Genomic DNA, 18,012 nt, shown 5'->3' with positions numbered 1-18,012 from the left:
CACGTCAACGCGGTCTTGCCATGCCCTTGCAATCCAGACTTGTCGCCTTAGCAGCCGCTCTCCTGGTGTCGGCGGGTGCCGCGCATGCCCAGCAAGGCGCCAAGAAGAACGCAGCTCCGTCTGCCCCGGCGGCACAGCCCGCACCGGCTCCGACGCAGCCGCAGGCTGACGGCGCTGCGGCGCAGCAGCCCGGCTGGGTCGTGCGCTGCACCAGCGTCAGCCGCGACGCACCGCTCGAATGCGCGATGGAGCAGAACGCGGTGCTGACCAAGACCGGCCAGACCATCGTTCTGATCAACATCCGCATCGCGCCCGACACCCGCACACCGGTGGCGCTGCTGCAATTGCCGCTTGGCCTCAACCTTCCCATCGGCGCCAAGCTCCAGGTTGACGAGGGCAAGACGGTCGATCTCCAGATCCAGACCTGCGAGAACCGCGGCTGCTACGCCTCCTCGCCGATCGCGCCGGACCTGCTTGCGACTTTGCGGTCGGGCAAGCAGCTCAAGGTCTCCTTCCAGAACATGGCGAAGGAAACGATCGCGATCCCGATGCCGCTCGGCGATTTCGCGGCGGCCTACGACAAGATCAAGTAGCGACGCCTCGCCGTTACTGTTGCATATCCATATTGCAGCCCAACGCCCCCGATACCGGGCGCCTCCAGGCGGAAATCGGTCAGTCCACGCCCAGATAAGCCTTCTGCACCTGCGGATCCTCCGCGAGCGCCGCCGCCGTGCCTGATAGCACGCTCTTGCCGACCTGGAGCACCGTGGCGAAATCCGAGACCTCCAGTGCGAGCTCGATCGACTGCTCGGCGAGCAGAATGGTCAGGCCCTCGCGATGCAGGCGGCCGAAGGTCTCGTACATGGACTCGACCACCGCCGGCGCGAGACCGAGCGAAGGTTCATCCAGCATCAACAGCTTCGGCTCGCTCATCAGCGCGCGCCCGACCGCGAGCATCTGCCGTTCGCCACCGGACATGGTGCCGGCACGCTGGTTGCGGCGTTCCTTGAGGCGCGGAAAGATCTCGTAGACACGTTCGAGCAGCGTGGCCTGGCGCGACTTGTCGCGCAGCGGCGTTGCGCCAAGCATCAAATTGTTCTCGACGCTCTGCTGCACGAACAGCCGCCAGCCTTCTGGCGACAGCGCCAGCCCCTTGCGCACGATCGCAAAGGCTCTTTCGCCGGCGATATCCTCGCCGCGAAAGCGGATCGATCCGGAATGCACGGGAATAAGGCCGGCGATCGCGTTCAGCGTCGTGGTCTTGCCGCCGCCATTGGAGCCGAGTAGCGCCACGACGCTGCCTTCAGGAACCTCCAGCGAGACGTCGGACACGCCGATGAGATCGCCGTAGCGCACCTCGAGGTGCTCGATCCGCAGCAACGGCCCGCTCATAGGTCGGGCCCGCCCATCAGTTCGACCGGCGTGTGGCCGGCCGCTGCCTTGGCTGCACGCTTGCCGAGATAGGCCTCGATCACCGCCGGGTTGGATGTGACCTCGCGCGGCGATCCGCGGGCGATCTCCTTGCCCTGGTGGAACACCATCACGCGGCTGGCGAGTGACATGATCACTTCCATGATGTGCTCGACGATCACAAGGGTGATGCCGGAACGATGGATGTCGCGCACGAGGTCGATGGCGAGCCTCACCTCATGGGCGTTGAGGCCGGCCATGGCTTCGTCGAGCAGAAGCACCTTCGGTTCGGTTGCCAGCGCCCGCGCGATCTCCAGCCGCTTGCGACCGGGGGTGCCGAGCGAGCGCGCCGGCGCATCCGCAAGCCTGATCATGCCGACGCGCTCGAGCACCGCGCGCGCCCTGGTCTCGGCGTCCTTGCGATGCGAGGTGCGCAGGAACGCGCCGATCATGACGTTCTCCAGCACCGTCATGCCCTCAAATGTCTGCGGCACCTGGAAGGTACGAGCGAGCCCAAGCCCGGCGCGCAGCTCCGGCGCGAAGTCCGTGATGTCACGGCCCTCGAACAGGACGCAGCCCGAAGTGGTCTTGAGATCGCCAGTCAGGCAATTGAAGAAGGTGGACTTGCCCGCGCCATTCGGGCCGATCAGGCCGAGGATGTCGCCTTGCTCCAAGGTCACGGAGGCATCGTCCACCGCCTTGAAGCTTCCGAACGCCTTCGTAATTTCGCGTGCCTCAAGGAGCATGGCCAGCTCCCGTGTCCTTCGTCGGCTTGCTGCGCCGAGTGAACAGGCTGAGCAGACCGCCGGGCTGGAAGCGCGCGATCACCACGATGATCGCGCCATAGAGCACGAAGGTGAGCCCGGCGCCCTTGCCGCCGAGCCAGCTGTTCGAGATCTCCTCCAGCGGCACCAGGATCGCGGCACCGACCAGGGGCCCGAACAACAGCCCTGCCCCGCCCAGCGCCGCCATGATCAGGATTTTCACCGAAATCAGGATCCCGAACCCGGACTCGGGGTCGACGAAGCCGAACATCATGGCATAGAGCGCGCCGGCGACGCTCGTCAGCGCCGCGCTCAGCATGTAGGCGTAGAGCTTGGTGCGACTGGCGGGTGCGCCGAGCGAGCGCGCCGCGCGCTCGGAGTCCTTGATCGCGCGCAGGTAAAATCCCATGCGGCTGTTGGTCATCCACCAGGTGATCAACAGCGTGATCACGAGGATTGCGAGGAAGAGATAATAATACGGCAGCGACGACAGGAACGAGAGATCGAAGATGTTGCGCGGCACGGTCGGCCCTGAGAGCCCGACGGCCGCACCGAGCCATTCGGTGTTGGTCACGATCAGCCGCATCGTCTCGGCGACCGCGATGGTCGCCATACTGAAATAATGGCCCGACAGACGCAGCGTCGGCACGCCGATGATCGCGGCCAAGCCCACGGCGAGCACGATCCCGCCGGGGATGCCGAACAGGGGCGACAGGCCGAACTTTGCGTAGGATCCCATCGCGGCATAAGCACCGCAGCCGAAAAAGACGACGTGGCCGACCGAGACCTGGCCGGCATAGCCGCCGACGATATTCCACGCGGACGCTGCAATCGCATAAAGCAGCACCAGCGCGCCCAGACGCTGCTGGAACGGCGAGGACAGCAGCAGCGGATAGCAGATCGCGAACGCTGCGACGACCGAGAGCCAGATCAAGCGCCGCATCACAGCCTTCCCATCAGGTCTTGCCCATCAGGCCTTGCGGCCGGAACCAGAGGAAGAGCAGGAACAGGACATAGACGACGATGTCCTTGTAGATCGCGCCGATCAGATAGCCCGACAGTGATTCGATCATGCCGATCAGCAGGCCTGCGACAAGGGCGCCCGGCACACTGCCAAAACCGCCGAGCGACACCGTGACGAAGGCGACGATGCCAAGCGTCTCGCCGACGGTCGGCACGATGTAGAAGAAGTTCGCAATCAGCGCGCCGGCAAGCCCGGTGGCACCGGCCGCAATCGCCCAGGCGATCGCCTGCATGGTATCGGGACGGATGCCCATGAGCTGGGCCGCTGTTTGATCCTCCGCCACCGCCAGCATTTTCGAGCCGAGCGAGGTCCGCGTGAGCAGCAGATGCAGCCCGAGCGTGACCAGCAGCGCGACCACGCCGGCAAGCAGCCGCGAGGCCTCGATGCGCAGGCCCGCGAACGCATAAGTGCCGCCCACGATGTCCGGAGGCATCGACAGGAAGTTGGCCCCGAACCACCAGAACACGGAATAACGCAGCAATAGCGCAAGCCCGAAAGTGCCGAGGATCTGCGCCAGCATCGGTCCCTTCATGATATCGCGGATCAGGGCGAAATAGACGACGACGCCGACGGTCGCGAGCACCAGGGTTGCCAGCGGCGCGCCGAGGATCGGCCCTCCTCCCAACAGCGTGTAGACGACATAGGCGACGTACATGCCGAGCATGACAAAATCGCCATGCGCGAAATTGACGATGTTCATCATGCCCCACACCAGCGTGAGGCCTGAGGAAAACAGGGCATAGACAGCGCCAAGCAGAAGTCCGCCGACGATCACCTGCACGAGTACAAAGGACATGAGCCAGCGTTGCTCTGATCAAATCATTTCGAAAATGGCGGGGCGCGCAGCCCCGCCTTCAAATCTCACCAGCCCTTGTAGGGCAGCACCGGCGCCTTCGCGGCGTTGGCCTTCGGCCATACCGCGGTGTAGTTCTCGCCATCCTGGAGCTGGATGATGAGCCCGGAGGCGAGGATATTCTGGCCCTTGTCGTCAAACTTCACGCCCTTGTAACCCATCATCAATTGCTCGGGCTTCAGATCGGTCGTCTTCAACGCGGCCTGAATCTTTGCCGGGTCGGTCGAGCCGGCGCGGTCGATCGCGTCGGCCAGCACGAAGAAGCCCTGCATCTGACGGCCGACGGTGTCGTCCATCTCCTCGCCGCTCTTCTTCTTGTACATGTCGGCGATGATGGCCGATGGTGAGCCGGCCGGCCCCACCGACCATGACGAACGGTTGAAGACGCCTTGCGATATCTTGCCGACCGCCTTGATGAAGGAGGGATCGGAATAGCCGGCGTCATCGGCCAAAAGAACCGCCGGCTTGTAGTCAAGCGACTGCATGGTCTTGGCGAACAGGATCGCATCCGACGTGTAGCTGATCATGATGATCACGTCGGGCTTCTTCTCCTTGAGCTGGAGCACCTGGCCCTGAACGTCGGTCGCATTGACGGGATAGGCGACGTCAACTGCGATGGCTTGGCCCTTCTCCTTGAAGGCGGCGCTGATCGTGTTGGCGACCGAGGTGCCATATTCGGTGTTGTCGTGAACCAGCGCGATTGCATCGGTCTTGGCGCCCTGCGCCTTGATGTCGGCGAGGAAATCGACATAGGCCTTGGCGAAGTCGGTGGCGATCGGCGTGGTGCGGAAGAACCATTTGAAGCCGCGCTCGGTGAGATTGGCGGCGACCGACTCGGAGTTCAGAAAGGGAATGCCGTATTTTTCGGCGATGGCGCTCGAGGTCAGCGTGACGCCGGACTGATACGAGCCGAACACGGCGGCTACCTTGTCTTCCGTGATCAGGCGCAGCGCCTGGTTCTGGCCTGTCGCCGGGTTGCCCTGGTTGTCGGCGAACACGATCTCGATCTTGGCGCCGCCGAGGCCCGCAAGGCCTGCGTTCTTGGCAAGCGGCAGAGTGCCGAGCTCGGGATGAGCGTTGTTGATGATGTCCATTGCGACCTCGAGCGCCGCCTTGGCGTGCGCCCCGATCGAGGCGGTGCCGCCGGACATCGGCAGGATCGCGCCGATCTTGACGACCTTGTCCTGGGCCTGCGCGGCTGAAGCGAGCGCAAGGGACATCGCGGCCGCGCAAAGCAGCCCGGTGACGTGCTTCAATCTCATGAAATCAAACCTCCCAAGGGTTTCCCCAACCAGTTTTTTTGGAAGCTCGGCTAAGCGCCCGCTTCCGGTTGTTTATGCCTGGCGATGAGAGGATGGCATGCTGGCCCCGTACCGGCAAGTAAAACGGCTTGCCACGACGCTGCATGGACAAGCACCGACGTGTGGGCCGGGTCAGCGCCCTTACCCCATCACGTCGCTCGCCCGCAGCAGCGTCGTGAAACCGCCGTAGATCATGCGCTTGCCGTCGAACGGCATACCATCCAACTTCAGCCGCGGGTCCGCCATCACCTTCTTGTTGACGGTGTCGCGGGTCTCCCGGTCGCGATAGACGATCCAGGCGAACACCACGATCTCGTCCTCCTTCGCCATCACCGCGCGCGGAAACGAAGTCAGCTCGCCGTAGGGCACGTCGTCGCCGATGCATTCGACATAATCGAGCGCACCGTGCTCCATCCAAATCGCGCAGGCCGTTTGCGCCAGCGCCTTGTAAGCCTCGATGTTGTCCTTCGGCACGGCCAGCACGAAACCATCGACATAGGGCATCACGGATCTCCTTGGGTTGTGTGTCCGAAGGACGATGCGGTGCGTGACGATCCGACCAGGAACCGTGATTTTCGGATGAGGCAAACGGTCGCGCGCCGCCGCGGCGCTCCGCCGGAGCCCACGATGCCACGGCCCGCACGTCCCATGTGGACCGCAAAACATCCCTGCGTCGCAGCGCTTGCCAGCCCACAGCCGAGCGGGTAGAAACCCTCCACGCCTGAGCCGTGATTTGCGCGATAAGTGCCATCGGCCACAGCCGGACAAATCAACAAGCCATTGAATTTGTTCGGCTATTCCGTTGGGGAATGGTGTAACGGTAGCACAACAGACTCTGACTCTGTTTGTCTAGGTTCGAATCCTAGCTCCCCAGCCATTACGTAAATTACTGATATTATTGGATAATCTGGCCTGAGATCGCTTCGGTTTCGGCTGCTTTTGTGTTGCGCCTGTTGCACCAAAATAATGTGCAAATTCAAGTACTCAAGTGCACTCAAGGCGGCTCGGCGCGACAGAGGGCGCGACACGCAGTGAATAGGTCGGATAGCACGATGAGGACGCGTTGCGTGCGCTGCGTCCGTGTCACTATCGACCGTTGATTCGTCAGTGCAGGAGCCATTGCATGTCAGAAGTCCCCACGGGCCAGCGGTTCTCGCACGTTTACTTGCGGCGCGAGGAGCTGCTGCAAGATAGTCCGCGCGCGCGACGACGTATCGCGGCTTGGCTCGACCCCCTTAAGGACACCGAAGAACTCGGCGCTTTTTTAGTTGGTGAGATGGGGATCGACGTCGCCTACGGTGTGACCGGCGTCCTCTGGGCAGAAACGCTGCGCAAATTCAGCAAAGTAGACTTTCTAGATACCATCACTCTGACATACCGTTATTTCAATCAACTGCGCCGAAGCCCGCGAGGAATGCGCGACCCAAATGCGGGGGAAACATTTTTACACGTGTCTCGACGCATCTTTGCGGAAGAGGCTTTGTCATACGCCATCGATGAACACGGCGGAGTTCATTTCCAAGTGGACCCGGAATTCGCCGCGAGCAACAACGCATCGATCGCTGCAATCGCAGGTCCACGCTACGCGAACGCACGAACAGAATTCGAGAAGGAATGGCCGCAATTTCGGCTGGCAATCCAGACGGAAAGGAAGCGATAAGGGGAGTTTTTGGCGCCGCTGAAAGCATCTTTAAGCTGATGTTCCCCAAGGCGGTGAAGTTAACGTCCGCCGACATCATCAAGAACCTCGGATCCGCATCGCAATCCCTGTACGCATCCGATGCAGTTGCCCAGCGAGCCGCCAGCAAGATGGTCGGTTCTTTCGCCGATTGGGTCGATGCTTGCCACAACTATCGTCACGAGCACGGCGTCGAAGAACCCTCGCAACCTCCGTTGGACTTGGCCATTGAGATAGTCAGCGCAGGAGCGGGCTTCGTGCGTTGGCTGGTCCAGTTCGACAAGCATTTGGGTGCCTAGGGTCGGCCCTCGTAAAGGTCAAACGTTGATCCGCGCACGGAAACATTCAAATGTCTTTGGAAGAAATATTAAAGGCACACCAGTTCACGATAGCTGCTCTAGGCGTTCTGGGCACCTTCGCTGCCGTCACCGTAGCTCTGGTTAACTCGTACATGACAGCTAGGGCATCTCGCACCAACCTACACGCCTGGGCATCGATCAACGTTGTCTATCACGATTCAATCAAGGGCACTGAGTTGCCTAGATATCTAGTGATCTCCATCCGTAATTTGGGTGTCATGCCTGTGCACATTGGCGCCGGGTTTTTTCACTGGAAAGTGCCTTTCCAGCGGCAACTATACGAAGTTTTACCTCTGGATATTGCAGCCGGTGATGAGTGGGCACCACAAAGGAAGTATCCGATCGAAATTAAGCCGCGGACGTCTGACCGTTTCTTTTTGTCGGACCTTGAGACGTTTCGGCAATACAGTCGACAACATTTTGTTGGCAGCTCGATTTGGAGCCGAATTATGGGACGCTTTCTATCGGCAATTATTTTCACAGATGAGGGCAAGGTCTTTAAGGTCGTGTTAGACAAAACGGTGCGCAAACAACTGGCTGCAATTCGAACGAATCAGCTTTATGGCGATGCTGAAGCTTAAATCACCAACGCTTGACGTATCGTCGTCGGCCTGTTCGTCGCAATGAACAGCGCAATGCAGATTGCCAAGATCAAGTCGTCATGCGCGCCCGATCGCGCGTTGTAGGTCACGCGTCCGCTTTCTGAGACCTTGCGACCGAAGTCGCGCAGTTCCTCTTTGAGCGCCGTCGACTCCATCAGATCAGCGGCGATCTTGAGTTCACCACTGTGCATCCGCGCCTCCAGCCCAGAGACAAGAAATCCCTTGGGCACATGGTGCGTATTGCCATCGTGCAAGGTCGCTTCGTTTCCCGAGGTGATCAGAACCTTTTGCGGACGCAGTCCCGCCCGCTCGAATTGATCTGCGACAGGTCGGCCGCAGCCGGTGAAGTCGAGCGCGAACGTCGCGCCGACCAGCGGTTCACGTCCGAGCAGGTTCGCCACGTGCTCGATTTGCTGCGGATACGGCATGCCTAGCGGCAAGCGCTCCAGATGGCCGCGGGTGTTCGTGGCGAGCATCGGCCGCACGGCGGTGATCAAAGCATCCGAGCAACGGGACGTTTCGTCGATGATCGCGAGGCGCACGTTCGCCAGGCCGCGCAGCGTATCGCCGTCATTGTCGCCAGGCAGCGCCAGAATGCGGCTTTTGTTCTCGAGTTCGATCCGGCGCGCGGCGTCGCCGATCAGCTTCGGGGCATTTTCGACGCGGCCGTAAGCGGAGCGCGCGCGGCGCACGAACTCGTCGGACAGCCGCTGCGCAGGCGATACGATCAGCACCAAGCTGTCCGGCTCTGCCGTGGCCACCGAAAGCGCCTTCATCACGGCCGCCTCGGTTTTGCCGTGCTGCCGGGGGATGAGCATAGCTACCTGAGGCGCATTGGAGCGCACAAAGTCGGCCTGCCACTGGTCCAGATCAATATCCGCGTCCCGTGCCAGCAACGCAGGATCCAAGGCGCGAGCGAAGTCCGTGGCCATCAGCATGGCGGCGCCGGGACTGGACATGGCGGGGGCGTCGCTGGCGTGACGTCGATAAGGACGGGTGCTGGCTTGCCGGCGCGCCGCGTGATGTCGTGGGCAGCGTCGCTTTCCAATCGATGCAGGGCCGCGCCGACGGCCCGCGCTGCCTCAGGGAACGGCCGCAGGGCGTTGACGATCGCCTGGCGCACCGCGAGGTAGTCGGCACTGATCAGGAGCGACGTCGACCGCACGTCGTGCCGCTGCACGATCATGCCAAGCAGCTTGCCCACCAAGGCCAGGTTTGCCGTAATGGCACCCTCCGCACCGATCGCGGCTTTGATGTCGGCGAAGTCTATGGCGGTGGCCACGTGCTGTTGCAGGCGGGCACGCTGGTGCACCAATTGCGACAGCAAGCCTTCCTGCTCGCTGGCCTGCAACGCCTCAAGGTCGATCTCGGTGGGCTTCTGCGCGGTCAGGATCGCCGCGCGCATGGCGGGGCTGACGTGGTTTGCAGCGTGGCGGCCTACGGCGTCGGCGCTAACGTTGAAGCGGCGAGCGAGCGCGTTGTGCGCGATGCCATGCGCAAGGCCAATCTCGATCTGATGTCGGGATTTGTGCTTGCAAATTGAACACGTTGGGCCGGTCTTGCCCATGACTGAACTCACCTGCGATTTGGCACCGCGAATTGCGCCATCGACCCGCATCACCGGCCGAACGCGCAACATAGGCGCATCATGATATGGAGAATGTAGTTATTTCAGCGCCTTAAGATGCGAGTAGAAGATATAAAATCCGTTAATCGCAAATTCTTACGACCGATACGAGCGAAGCACGTGCGACAAGGTTGAAGATGCGGCGCGAATTGAGGTTCACTACGCCATTGAAGAACGGCTTCGGTTGGCCGCAATACAATTCTTGCGGGCGCTTGAACTTAGCGGCAACAATGAAGACACACTATTACGGGCTTTGATCATGCTGTCCGAAACGAGGGGTATCAGATGGTCACGTATCGTCTATCGAAACCCCGAATTGTGAAGCAACCATCGGTAGGAACTGGCGACGACGAAGTTTCACTGCCCGTATGTTGGGCTTGCGCCCTTAGCTCCTGGCTTGAAGCCACTCGCGGCGTCAGTTGGTCATATAGCTCAATCATCCAAATGTTTCAGATGTACTGCAATGGAAATGCGCTCGATCTTGCGTACTTCGGTGAGATTGCAAACAGCCTCTCGATCAACATGGATTACGAGGAAATCGACAGAGCCGACCTCACGTTCGACTATGTATACGAAAAGATGTTTCCTCTGGTGGGGACGTCCGGGAACCATCTCTACATAGTAATGGAAGGGAAAAACCCAGCTCATGTAGTCGTCGCTTATGGGATTCAGCGGGACAATACCGACTACATCGCGATTATGGATCCGCTTCGGGGTGTGCTCGCTGCTCCTACCCTTTCCGCCTTCAGAAACAAGGCCACTGGCTTCTTGGTAGGCTGGCCCCGGCGATAACGATTGTGAAGCCTACGTCGGCGGCGCAGCGATTTCTTTCTGTTTGTCGCGTTATAGCCCCGCCCTTACCATTTACCACCGTCGCCGTACCCCGGGCAGTTGGGCGCGGTGGGCACGGTTTCTCTTGTGCTCTATTTTCTATCTTTCTTCCCTGTCTACACATTAGTGAACTCAGATTCTGACAACATAAAAAACCGTGCCCACCGCGCCCAACCCGCCCAGCCTTATTGTCTCAGCGGCATCGGCGGCGGGACTTCTGCAGTCGCACTGAGCAACCGAGCAGCAGCCAAGCGCCCGTCCTCGGTTAATTCCTGCCGCGCATAGATCGTTGTTTTGCAACCAGGCATGCGCCAGCGCCCGCCGCTATCGCGCGCCTCGGGGTTCGTGACGGCCACATAGCCGCATTCCGCCAGCCGCTTCGGGATCGCCCGGCGAAGCTTGGCGTCTTCAAACAGCAACCGCAGTTGACTGTCACCGGGTGTGCGGGCCTTCACCATCTGAAGCGTCAGCGCTCGGGGCTTGCCCATGCTTTCGATCACGTCGGTCAGGTCGCCGCTTTCGGGGGCCACGCCGGCCGCGACGACCATGTGCCATGCAGCCGTCTTCGGTGGGGGTGCCTTTGCATTGAATGCGACAAGGTTCAGATTGGCCAGGTAGTGCGCCACGGCCTCGTTGCCGCCGTTCTCGAACCAACTGTTGATGTCGTCCCAATAGGCTGGCGTGAAGTCCTCCTGAGTTCGGGTCGATGGTAGCAAAATAGCGTTCGTTCATTTTGGGTATGACCTGCAATTTACGCAGCGACGCTTTCGCGCGGCGTTGTGGTGGGTTGGAAACTGGCGAGGAAGTTAGGAACGTGCATGCCCCATCGGCCGGCGATCTTCTTCGCGCCAGGCACGCGGTCTTGTTCGAGCATGAACCAAGTCGCTTCTTTGGAGCGTCCGAGGTATTTGCCGATATCAGCGGCGCCCCAGACGAACTCGTCGGGGTTTGCGATTGGTTTGGGGGTTCCGATTTTCACAGCGAGGCTCCGCAGAGGCTCGCAACAGGGCAAAGAAAAAGCGCCTGAGACGAGCACATTGGCTTGTGCTGTTCTCGGCGCGCGTCACGCTTGCCGCTCGACGTTCGCTGTTCCGGCCAGGGCTTCTCGCCCCACGGCACCATCCCGGTGCCGACACGGAGACTACTTGTCTCGAACTAAACTCTATCTAGTCAAATGATGCATGCCAAAGCTTAATCAAAAGTTACCTAGCCAGATTTGCCCTCGGCAGCCGCCAATTCAACGGAGTCGTCCGCTCGGGGAAACAAGTGACCGTACAGATCGGCCGTGATGGCGATATTGGAGTGCCCCAGCCGTTCACTCACGACCTTAAGCGGCAGCTCTAAGCCGCCGTCGACCTTGCGATTTATGCACCAGCTTGCGAAGAAATGGCGGAGCGCATGAAGGCCTGTATATTTTGCGGTGAGCATCGGCTTGCCATCCTCGCCGCGCATCGGTTTTCCGTCTTTATCCAAGGCCGCCGCAGTCACGCCGGCCGAGACCATTGTGGGGATCAGGCCGCGCGTGATGATGTTGGCATGCGATTCGACCTTGCCCGACCCGTTGGGAAACACGAAATGCTGCGCTCCATCGCCGGCACGCGGACATTTCAATTTCCATTCTTTCAGCGCCTTCAGGGTGGTGGGCGGAATGGGAACGGAGCGCTCGCCGGCTTCGGACTTGGGCCGGCCGATCTCGTTGTAGGCGTCGGCCCGCTGGTGCACGTGCAACTCGCCTTTCTTCAAGTCGACGTCTTGCCAACGAAGGCCACGTAGTTCGGAGGCGCGCAAACCACACCGGATCGCCACGAGCAGAAAAGGCCGCCACCGACTTTCTGCAACCCCCAACACCGCTTCGATCTCCGCAGGGTTGGGAATGTCGGCACCGATCTTCAGCTTACCCTTGGCCCGACGTTCGGCTCGGCGCTCTTTGCCGCGCTTCCTGTTTGCTTTGAGGCTACGCACTACGTTTTGGCCGACGTGCCCACGCTCTTGGGCATCGGCGAGCAGCGAGCCGAGCGACCCGGTGACCCGCTTCACCATGTCCGCAGACCGCGGCGAGGTTTCAGGTTGGCCAGGGGCCGGGGTTCCTTTCCGGAGGCGGTCTTGCCAATCTCTCACGACGCCGATCGTCAAGGCGGAGAGCTTCAAGCCCCCGAGGTAGGGATTGATGTGGTCGCGCAAATGCTGCTCATAGCCGTCTCGCGTGGTGCGTTCGAGATCCGCGCAAGCGTCGATCCAGTTGCGGCCGGCTTCCGCGACGGTAGGGCTCTTGGAAGCCGGGACATGCGTGCCTTTGCCGAGGTCGACGCGGACCTGAGCCTGGAACGCGTCCGCATCCTTCTTGCGATCGAACGTCTTGATGATCCGCTTGCGCTTGCCGCGGGCATCCAACTCGGGAACGCTGTACTGCACGACGTAAGCTTCGCGCGCCTCGCCGGACGAAGTCGTCCATGTGCGCTTTCGGACTGACATCCGCCCCCTCCATTGTTCGATTGCGCTTGAGTGTACATGAGGCGCAACAAAGGCGCAACATCGGCCCATTTTAATCAACATTATCAACGCCCCATAGAAGACTCTGACTCTGTTTGTCTAGGTTCGAATCCTAGTTCCCCAGCCACCGCAGGTTAAGCAGCTCACAAACAGACCGTCAGAGGTTGCGCTCTCTTTGAGCGGTGCCGCTAAATCACGACGCGATCGAAGTCGGCGGCGATCCGCGTGTTTGGAAAAATCGCTGTCGCTTCGGCCAGAATCTCTTCGTCGCGATAACGCCCCGACATGTGATTCAGCACGAGTTGCCTGACGTTGTTCGCGGCGGCAAATGAAGCCGCCTCGCGCGCGGTGAGATGACCATAGTCCCGGGCGGTCGCGGCGTCGCGATCGAGGAAGGTCGCCTCGATCACCAGCAGATCGGCGTCGGCGACATGCCTGGACAGCCCGTCAGTGGTTTCGGTGTCGCCGATGACCACAAGCTTCCTGCCGCCGCTCGGCGGCCCCATGACGTCTTCGGGATAGATCGTGCGGCCGGCGATCACGACTGGTCGTGCCGCGGCCAGTTCTCCGCGCAGCGGCCCATCGGGAACACCGAGCTCGGCGAGGCGCTCCCGCTCAAGATGGCGGCGTGCCGGACTCTGGAAGCAAAAACCAAAGCTGTCGGTGTCGCGGTGACGGACCGGAAAGCAATCGATGGTGAAGTCGCCGGCGTCGATAACCTGTCCTTCGGTCAGCGGTGCGAACTCCACCGGGATCGGCGCCCTGCCCGCGCCCCACAGGCCGGCAAGCATGCGGATGACGATGTCGAGCGTGCCCTGGCCTCCATAGACGGTCATCGCGTCCGATTGCTGACGCAACCCCAGCGTCGAGAAGAGACCGGGGATACCGAGCACGTGATCGAGATGGGCATGCGTCAGCAGAATGCGGTCAAGCCGTCGAAAGCCCGCGCCGCTGCGCAGCAACTGGCGCTGCGTGCCCTCGCCGCAATCGATGAGGACGCGCTTGCCCGTGGCCTCCACCAGGAGAGCCGGATGGTTGCGCTCCGCCGACGGAACGCTGGCGGAGGTCCCAAGGAATGTCAGGGCGAACATGGTCGTCAGTATCCAGGCTTCGCCGCCCCCAATGCCACGTGAGCAGCAGCCCGTACAGAGCCCTCGATCGCGCATAGACCGCGGCAAGCAGTGGGTATCCCGCGATCTGATGGCCAGGCGCCGCCTCCGGCCCCCGACCGGCGGACAGATCTGGTTCCCGTTGCGTGGCCTCCTCATACCATCCGCCAAATTGCATGCTCGATACTCGGATCGATTTGCAGCCGAGCGACATCGACGCGGCGATGCAAGACAATGGAGATCGTGATGCCGCCCGGATTGACCGCCACTGACTGGGACTACGGCTCGATCAGCACATTGCTGAGCGCCCTGCACGCGCGCAAGCTTTCTGCGTCCGAGTTGATCGAGCATACGATCGCGCGCATCGAGGCGCTGGACGGGCAGATCAATGCCGTCATCGTTCGCGATTTCGATCGCGCACGAGACGCCGCGCGCGCCGCCGATACCGCACTTGGTCGCGGCGAGCGGCAGCCATTGCTCGGCATCCCCGTGACGTTGAAAGAACCGTTCAACGTCGCCGGCCTGCCGACGACGTGGGGCTTTCCGCATTTCAAAGATTTCCAACCCGCGGAGGACGCCCTTGTCGTCTCGCGGTTGAAGGCGGCGGGTGCTGTCATCATCGGCAAGACCAATATCCCGATCGGCCTCAGAGATTTCCAGAGCTACAATGACATCTACGGTACGACGAACAATCCGTGGGATCTCGGCCGATCGCCCGGCGGCTCTTCAGGCGGATCAGGCGCGGCGCTGGCTTCGGGATTCGGACCGCCGTCGATCGGCTCGGATATTGGCGGCTCGATCCGGGTGCCCGCGCATTTCTGCGGTGTGTTCGGACACAAGCCGAGCCTCGGCCTCGTCCCGCTGCGCGGATACAGCCTTCCGCCGGCACCGCCCGTTGCCGGCCAGGGTGATCTCGCCGTCGTTGGACCAATGACGCGCACTGCCTCGGATCTCGCACTCGCGCTCGACGTGATCGCCGGCCCCGACGAGACGCGCGACGGGATCGGCTATCGTCTTGCGTTGCCGGCCTCACGACACGACCAGCTCAGGGGTTTCAGGATTCTCGTGATCGATACGCATCCGTTGATGCCGACAGGCGATGCCGTGCGTTCCGCCATCGGGCGGTTGTCGGAACGGCTCGAACGATCAGGCGCACGCGTCGCGCGCTCGAGTGCGTCTCTGCCCGATCTCGCCGAATCCGCCCGCCTTTACATGAAGCTGTTGAACGCAGCGCGAAGTCCACGCCTGACACCGGCCGCCCTCGCAGAGGCGCAAGGAGTTGCCGCAGAACTCTCGCCCGACGACCGCAGCCTGCAGGCCGAGCGCGCGCGCGGCTGGGCGATGGTCCATCGCGAATGGCTGGCGACCGACGCGGCGCGCCTGCGGCTGCAACAACGATGGCAGGAGCTGTTCCGCGAGTTCGACGCAGTAATCTACCCGGCCGCCGCCGTACCGGCCTTTCCCCAGGACCAGTCCGAGCCGTTCGACGCGCGGCAACTCGATATCGATGGACAGCTCTATCCCTATGCCGATGCGTGCTTCATCTGGGCAGACCCCGCTTCGACCTGCGGACTGCCTGCAACGGCCGTTCCGATCGAGCGCACGCCATCGGGCCTGCCGATCGGCGTCCAGATCATCGGGCCTTATCTCGAGGACCGCACACCGATTGCGCTCGCCGGACTGATCGAACGCGCGTTCGGCGGCTTCGTCCCGCCGCCGTCGCTGTCTGCCACGCAATCGGTGAGATGATAGAGGCGAAGACGACAACGCTCGTCATGTTCTTGCAGTCGACTGCGCCTCGACCGCCTGCACCGCCACGCTCGCGACCTGCTGCAATGCCTCGCGGTCGGAGCCTGAGGACGCCATCACGCCCATGCCGACCGAGACGGCCGAAACGTAGCGCGCGAGTGCCGCGGGATCCGAGGTCGGCTTGAGATCGCCTTCGGCCTTGGCGCGAACAAAACGATCGCGAAGCTGGTCCTCGTTCTGGGCGCGCCGGGCGGCGAGTTCGAAGGGGACGCTTTCTGATCCGGTGCCGCATGCAATGCCGCCCTGCACGAGCAGGCAACCGGGCGGGTTGGCGGGATCGGTCTGCTTGTCGGCGATGCCCATCAGCATCCGTTCGGCGACGTCGCGGGCGGTGGGTGCCGCCACGACCTCGTCCATCCAGACGGTGCGCAGTTTGGTATAGCGGTCGAGCGCGGCCTTCAGCAGCCCTTCCTTGTTGCCGAAACAGGCATAGAGGCTGGGCGGATTGATCCCCATGGCTTCGGTCAACTGAGCGATCGTGGCACCCTCATAGCCATGGCGCCAAAACACTTCCATCGCCTGGTCCAACGCCGTTTCGGCGTCGAATTCGCGGGGGCGTCCCATGCCCATTTGCCTGTTCTCCTCGAAATCGGCGTCGTCCCTGACCCTAACGCCGGACCCTATCTCTTTGTTCTCGCTTTATTTTCTCTTCCACTTGCCAATTCTTGCGGTAAACCGCTACAATTTTCTTAGCGAATGGTACATAAGTATCTTGCGCTGCGGTATCCAGCTCCACATCTGTAGTGAACACTACATATCTGGAGCGCAAATGCCCCCCTCCCAAAATACCTCTCGCCCCGGCCATGTCCGCCGCCTTCTGGGCGGCGTCGCCATCGTGGGCGCTCTCGCCGTAGCCGGCTCGATCGCGACCGGCCATTACTTTCGTGCCGCGCAGGCGACCGCGACCGCCGCGGCCGAGCAAGCCGTCCCTGTCACGGTCGCGCTGATCGAACCAAAGCAGACCGTGCTGTGGGACGATTTCTCCGGTCGGCTCGAGGCCATTCAACGCGTCGAGCTTCGCCCGCGCGTGGCCGGCGCGATCCTGTCGGCCAACTTCATCGAAGGCGCGCTGGTGAAGGCTGGTGACATCCTGTTCAAGATCGACCCGGCGCCCTACGCAGCCGAGGTCGACAAGGCCGCGGCCCAGCTCGAAGCTGCGAAAGCGCGCGTCGTGTTCACGCAGAATGAACTTGAGCGCGGCGCGCAGCTGGTCGGCAACGCCGTGGTGACGCGGCGCGACTACGACCAGCGCGACAACGCCAACCGCGAGGCCATCGCCAACGTGAAGGCAGCCGAGGCGACGCTCCAGACCGCAAAGCTTAATCTCGACTACACCGAGGTACGTGCACCCGTGGACGGCCGCGTCGGCAAGATCGAAATCACCGTCGGCAATCTCGTCGCCGCCGGCACCGCCTCCCCCGTGCTGACCTCGCTGGTCTCGGTCAATCCGATCTACGCGTCGTTCGATGCGGATGAGGAGGTGGTGCTGCGGGCGCTGAACTCGATCGCAGATGTCTCCGGCAAGCGCGGCAATTTGGACCAGATCCCGGTGGAGATGACGACCTCAGGCGGCCTCTCGGCCAAGGGCCACATCCAGCTCATCGACAACCAGGTCAACGGCCAGAGCGGCACCATCCGTGTCCGCGCGGTGTTCAGAAACGAGGACGGGCGTCTCATCCCCGGCCAGTTCGCCCGCGTGCGCATGGGCCAGCCCAAGCAGCAATCGCTGGTCATGATCGACGAGCGCGCGATCGGTACCGACCAGGACAAGAAGTTCGTGATGGCGGTCGGCGACGACAGCCGCGCGGTCTACCGGCCGATCACCCTCGGCGGCTCGGTCGACGGGTTGCGTATCGTGACGGCGGGACTGAAGACCGGCGATCGCATTATCGTCAACGGCATCCAGCGCGTGCGTCCCGGCGCCCTGCTCAAGACGGAGATCGCGTCGATGGGCGCGCGCGGGCCGCAGCAGGCCTCCAACCACAGCAAACAGGAGGTGGTGCAACGCTAGCATTCTCCGCTTCCGGAGCGCGCGGGCAGCGCGAGCCGGAATGTCGAATTTGTTGAACTACCAAGACATCACTTCTGGATTTCCGGATTTGCGGGCTTTTCCCGCGCCCGGGAATGGCGGGAGGGTCGTCTCTCGCGCAGGGGC

At 61.9% G+C, this 18,012-nt stretch carries 20 protein-coding genes and 1 tRNA gene; 8 read left to right on the top strand and 13 right to left on the bottom strand.

Annotation, left to right across the window (positions count from 1 at the left end; all coding sequences use genetic code 11):
* Positions 1 to 20 precede the first annotated feature (20 nt).
* On the top strand, positions 21 to 593 hold the full coding sequence (locus IVB13_RS37010; protein WP_085385622.1) for an invasion associated locus B family protein: 573 nt from the start codon (positions 21 to 23) through the stop codon (positions 591 to 593).
* A gap of 79 nt (positions 594 to 672) precedes the next feature.
* Here IVB13_RS37010 and IVB13_RS37005 read toward each other — a convergent pair whose 3' ends face one another.
* The 6 genes from IVB13_RS37005 to IVB13_RS36980 all read right to left on the bottom strand — a co-directional run bounded on the left by IVB13_RS37005 (position 673) and on the right by IVB13_RS36980 (position 5,856).
* Entirely contained in the window at positions 673 to 1,392 is a 720-nt protein-coding gene (locus IVB13_RS37005; protein WP_018459262.1) for an ATP-binding cassette domain-containing protein, read from the bottom strand.
* The gene (locus tag IVB13_RS37000) at positions 1,389 to 2,156 is read right to left on the bottom strand and encodes an ABC transporter ATP-binding protein (protein ID WP_018459263.1); all 768 of its coding nucleotides are present in this window, start codon (positions 2,154 to 2,156) and stop codon (positions 1,389 to 1,391) included. Before IVB13_RS37000 ends, IVB13_RS37005 begins: the two co-directional genes overlap by 4 nt.
* Positions 2,146 to 3,117 (bottom strand): branched-chain amino acid ABC transporter permease, encoded by a 972-nt coding sequence (locus IVB13_RS36995; protein WP_018459264.1) that lies wholly within the window; start codon positions 3,115 to 3,117, stop codon positions 2,146 to 2,148. The genes IVB13_RS37000 and IVB13_RS36995 overlap by 11 nt, the downstream gene beginning before the upstream one ends.
* 13 nt (positions 3,118 to 3,130) lie before the next feature.
* The gene (locus IVB13_RS36990) at positions 3,131 to 3,994 is read right to left on the bottom strand and encodes a branched-chain amino acid ABC transporter permease (RefSeq protein WP_018459265.1); all 864 of its coding nucleotides are present in this window, start codon (positions 3,992 to 3,994) and stop codon (positions 3,131 to 3,133) included.
* Between the two features lie 65 nt (positions 3,995 to 4,059).
* Complete coding sequence (locus IVB13_RS36985) at positions 4,060 to 5,313, bottom strand: ABC transporter substrate-binding protein (RefSeq protein ID WP_018459266.1); 1,254 nt, start codon at positions 5,311 to 5,313, stop codon at positions 4,060 to 4,062.
* A gap of 180 nt (positions 5,314 to 5,493) precedes the next feature.
* Complete coding sequence (locus IVB13_RS36980; RefSeq protein WP_018459267.1) at positions 5,494 to 5,856, bottom strand: DUF1428 family protein; 363 nt, start codon at positions 5,854 to 5,856, stop codon at positions 5,494 to 5,496.
* Positions 5,857 to 6,155: 299 nt separating this feature from the next.
* Here IVB13_RS36980 and IVB13_RS36975 point away from each other — a divergent pair.
* From IVB13_RS36975 to IVB13_RS36960, 4 genes are all read left to right on the top strand, one after another.
* Positions 6,156 to 6,229, top strand: a tRNA-Gln gene (locus IVB13_RS36975).
* Between the two features lie 246 nt (positions 6,230 to 6,475).
* Positions 6,476 to 7,012: a hypothetical protein gene (locus IVB13_RS36970; protein WP_247492485.1), complete on the top strand. Its 537-nt coding sequence runs from the start codon at positions 6,476 to 6,478 to the stop codon at positions 7,010 to 7,012.
* Positions 6,967 to 7,329, top strand: coding sequence for a hypothetical protein (locus tag IVB13_RS36965; protein WP_247492483.1), 363 nt, complete (start codon positions 6,967 to 6,969; stop codon positions 7,327 to 7,329). Before IVB13_RS36970 ends, IVB13_RS36965 begins: the two co-directional genes overlap by 46 nt.
* Positions 7,330 to 7,379: 50 nt before the next feature.
* On the top strand, positions 7,380 to 7,970 hold the full coding sequence (locus tag IVB13_RS36960) for a hypothetical protein (RefSeq protein WP_247492472.1): 591 nt from the start codon (positions 7,380 to 7,382) through the stop codon (positions 7,968 to 7,970).
* On the opposite strand, the gene IVB13_RS36955 is transcribed toward IVB13_RS36960, so the two are convergent.
* Together IVB13_RS36955 and IVB13_RS36950 are read right to left on the bottom strand one after the other, a co-directional pair.
* Positions 7,967 to 8,950, bottom strand: a complete 984-nt coding sequence (locus IVB13_RS36955) for a hypothetical protein (protein WP_247492463.1) — start codon at positions 8,948 to 8,950, stop codon at positions 7,967 to 7,969. The genes IVB13_RS36960 and IVB13_RS36955 overlap by 4 nt on opposite strands.
* The gene (locus tag IVB13_RS36950; protein WP_247492461.1) at positions 8,923 to 9,558 is read right to left on the bottom strand and encodes a hypothetical protein; all 636 of its coding nucleotides are present in this window, start codon (positions 9,556 to 9,558) and stop codon (positions 8,923 to 8,925) included. The genes IVB13_RS36955 and IVB13_RS36950 overlap by 28 nt, the downstream gene beginning before the upstream one ends.
* Before the next feature lie 345 nt (positions 9,559 to 9,903).
* Between IVB13_RS36950 and IVB13_RS36945 the strand changes: the two genes are divergently transcribed.
* Positions 9,904 to 10,410 carry a hypothetical protein gene (locus tag IVB13_RS36945; protein ID WP_247492459.1) on the top strand — a complete coding sequence of 169 codons (507 nt, stop codon included), beginning with the start codon at positions 9,904 to 9,906 and terminating at the stop codon, positions 10,408 to 10,410.
* Positions 10,411 to 10,634: 224 nt separating this feature from the next.
* On the opposite strand, the gene IVB13_RS36940 is transcribed toward IVB13_RS36945, so the two are convergent.
* The 4 genes from IVB13_RS36940 to rnz form a co-directional block, all read right to left on the bottom strand.
* On the bottom strand, positions 10,635 to 11,165 hold the full coding sequence (locus IVB13_RS36940; RefSeq protein WP_247492457.1) for a hypothetical protein: 531 nt from the start codon (positions 11,163 to 11,165) through the stop codon (positions 10,635 to 10,637).
* 35 nt (positions 11,166 to 11,200) lie between these two features.
* A complete protein-coding gene (locus IVB13_RS36935) occupies positions 11,201 to 11,428 on the bottom strand; it encodes a hypothetical protein (RefSeq protein WP_247492453.1) in 228 nt (75 codons plus the stop codon).
* A 227-nt stretch (positions 11,429 to 11,655) separates the two neighbouring features.
* Positions 11,656 to 12,921, bottom strand: coding sequence for a site-specific integrase (locus tag IVB13_RS36930; protein WP_247492451.1), 1,266 nt, complete (start codon positions 12,919 to 12,921; stop codon positions 11,656 to 11,658).
* 206 nt (positions 12,922 to 13,127) lie between these two features.
* A complete protein-coding gene (gene rnz / locus IVB13_RS36925) occupies positions 13,128 to 14,030 on the bottom strand; it encodes a ribonuclease Z (RefSeq protein WP_018459268.1) in 903 nt (300 codons plus the stop codon).
* Between the two features lie 264 nt (positions 14,031 to 14,294).
* Between rnz and IVB13_RS36920 the strand changes: the two genes are divergently transcribed.
* Positions 14,295 to 15,797: an amidase gene (locus tag IVB13_RS36920; RefSeq protein WP_247492448.1), complete on the top strand. Its 1,503-nt coding sequence runs from the start codon at positions 14,295 to 14,297 to the stop codon at positions 15,795 to 15,797.
* Positions 15,798 to 15,821: 24 nt separating this feature from the next.
* On the opposite strand, the gene IVB13_RS36915 is transcribed toward IVB13_RS36920, so the two are convergent.
* Complete coding sequence (locus tag IVB13_RS36915; protein ID WP_018459270.1) at positions 15,822 to 16,427, bottom strand: TetR/AcrR family transcriptional regulator; 606 nt, start codon at positions 16,425 to 16,427, stop codon at positions 15,822 to 15,824.
* 199 nt (positions 16,428 to 16,626) lie between these two features.
* Here IVB13_RS36915 and IVB13_RS36910 point away from each other — a divergent pair, with 199 nt between their 5' ends.
* Positions 16,627 to 17,868, top strand: coding sequence for an efflux RND transporter periplasmic adaptor subunit (locus IVB13_RS36910; RefSeq protein WP_026233766.1), 1,242 nt, complete (start codon positions 16,627 to 16,629; stop codon positions 17,866 to 17,868).
* The last annotated feature ends 144 nt before the right edge of the window (positions 17,869 to 18,012 follow it).

This window comes from Bradyrhizobium sp. 17 (genome assembly GCF_023073515.1).
Lineage (GTDB): Bacteria > Pseudomonadota > Alphaproteobacteria > Rhizobiales > Xanthobacteraceae > Bradyrhizobium > Bradyrhizobium canariense_D.
The sequence above is the reverse complement of the archived record's forward strand: the minus strand, read 5'-3'. Positions and strand labels throughout refer to the sequence as shown.

Excerpts from the sequence above, each read along its gene's own strand:
- IVB13_RS36965 (WP_247492483.1), top strand. The coding sequence starts at position 6,967 with ATGGCCGCAATTTCGGCTGGCAATCCAGACGGAAAGGAAGCGATAAGG.
- IVB13_RS37005 (WP_018459262.1), bottom strand. The coding sequence starts at position 1,392 with ATGAGCGGGCCGTTGCTGCGGATCGAGCACCTCGAGGTGCGCTACGGC.
- IVB13_RS36915 (WP_018459270.1), bottom strand. The coding sequence starts at position 16,427 with ATGGGCATGGGACGCCCCCGCGAATTCGACGCCGAAACGGCGTTGGAC.
- IVB13_RS36950 (WP_247492461.1), bottom strand. The coding sequence starts at position 9,558 with ATGGGCAAGACCGGCCCAACGTGTTCAATTTGCAAGCACAAATCCCGA.
- IVB13_RS36985 (WP_018459266.1), bottom strand. The coding sequence starts at position 5,313 with ATGAGATTGAAGCACGTCACCGGGCTGCTTTGCGCGGCCGCGATGTCC.
- IVB13_RS36980 (WP_018459267.1), bottom strand. The coding sequence starts at position 5,856 with ATGCCCTATGTCGATGGTTTCGTGCTGGCCGTGCCGAAGGACAACATC.
- IVB13_RS36960 (WP_247492472.1), top strand. The coding sequence starts at position 7,380 with ATGTCTTTGGAAGAAATATTAAAGGCACACCAGTTCACGATAGCTGCT.
- IVB13_RS37000 (WP_018459263.1), bottom strand. The coding sequence starts at position 2,156 with ATGCTCCTTGAGGCACGCGAAATTACGAAGGCGTTCGGAAGCTTCAAG.
- IVB13_RS36930 (WP_247492451.1), bottom strand. The coding sequence starts at position 12,921 with ATGTCAGTCCGAAAGCGCACATGGACGACTTCGTCCGGCGAGGCGCGC.
- IVB13_RS36995 (WP_018459264.1), bottom strand. The coding sequence starts at position 3,117 with ATGCGGCGCTTGATCTGGCTCTCGGTCGTCGCAGCGTTCGCGATCTGC.
- IVB13_RS36955 (WP_247492463.1), bottom strand. The coding sequence starts at position 8,950 with ATGTCCAGTCCCGGCGCCGCCATGCTGATGGCCACGGACTTCGCTCGC.
- IVB13_RS36970 (WP_247492485.1), top strand. The coding sequence starts at position 6,476 with ATGTCAGAAGTCCCCACGGGCCAGCGGTTCTCGCACGTTTACTTGCGG.
- IVB13_RS36910 (WP_026233766.1), top strand. The coding sequence starts at position 16,627 with ATGCCCCCCTCCCAAAATACCTCTCGCCCCGGCCATGTCCGCCGCCTT.
- rnz (WP_018459268.1), bottom strand. The coding sequence starts at position 14,030 with ATGTTCGCCCTGACATTCCTTGGGACCTCCGCCAGCGTTCCGTCGGCG.
- IVB13_RS36920 (WP_247492448.1), top strand. The coding sequence starts at position 14,295 with ATGCCGCCCGGATTGACCGCCACTGACTGGGACTACGGCTCGATCAGC.
- IVB13_RS36945 (WP_247492459.1), top strand. The coding sequence starts at position 9,904 with ATGGTCACGTATCGTCTATCGAAACCCCGAATTGTGAAGCAACCATCG.
- IVB13_RS37010 (WP_085385622.1), top strand. The coding sequence starts at position 21 with ATGCCCTTGCAATCCAGACTTGTCGCCTTAGCAGCCGCTCTCCTGGTG.
- IVB13_RS36990 (WP_018459265.1), bottom strand. The coding sequence starts at position 3,994 with ATGTCCTTTGTACTCGTGCAGGTGATCGTCGGCGGACTTCTGCTTGGC.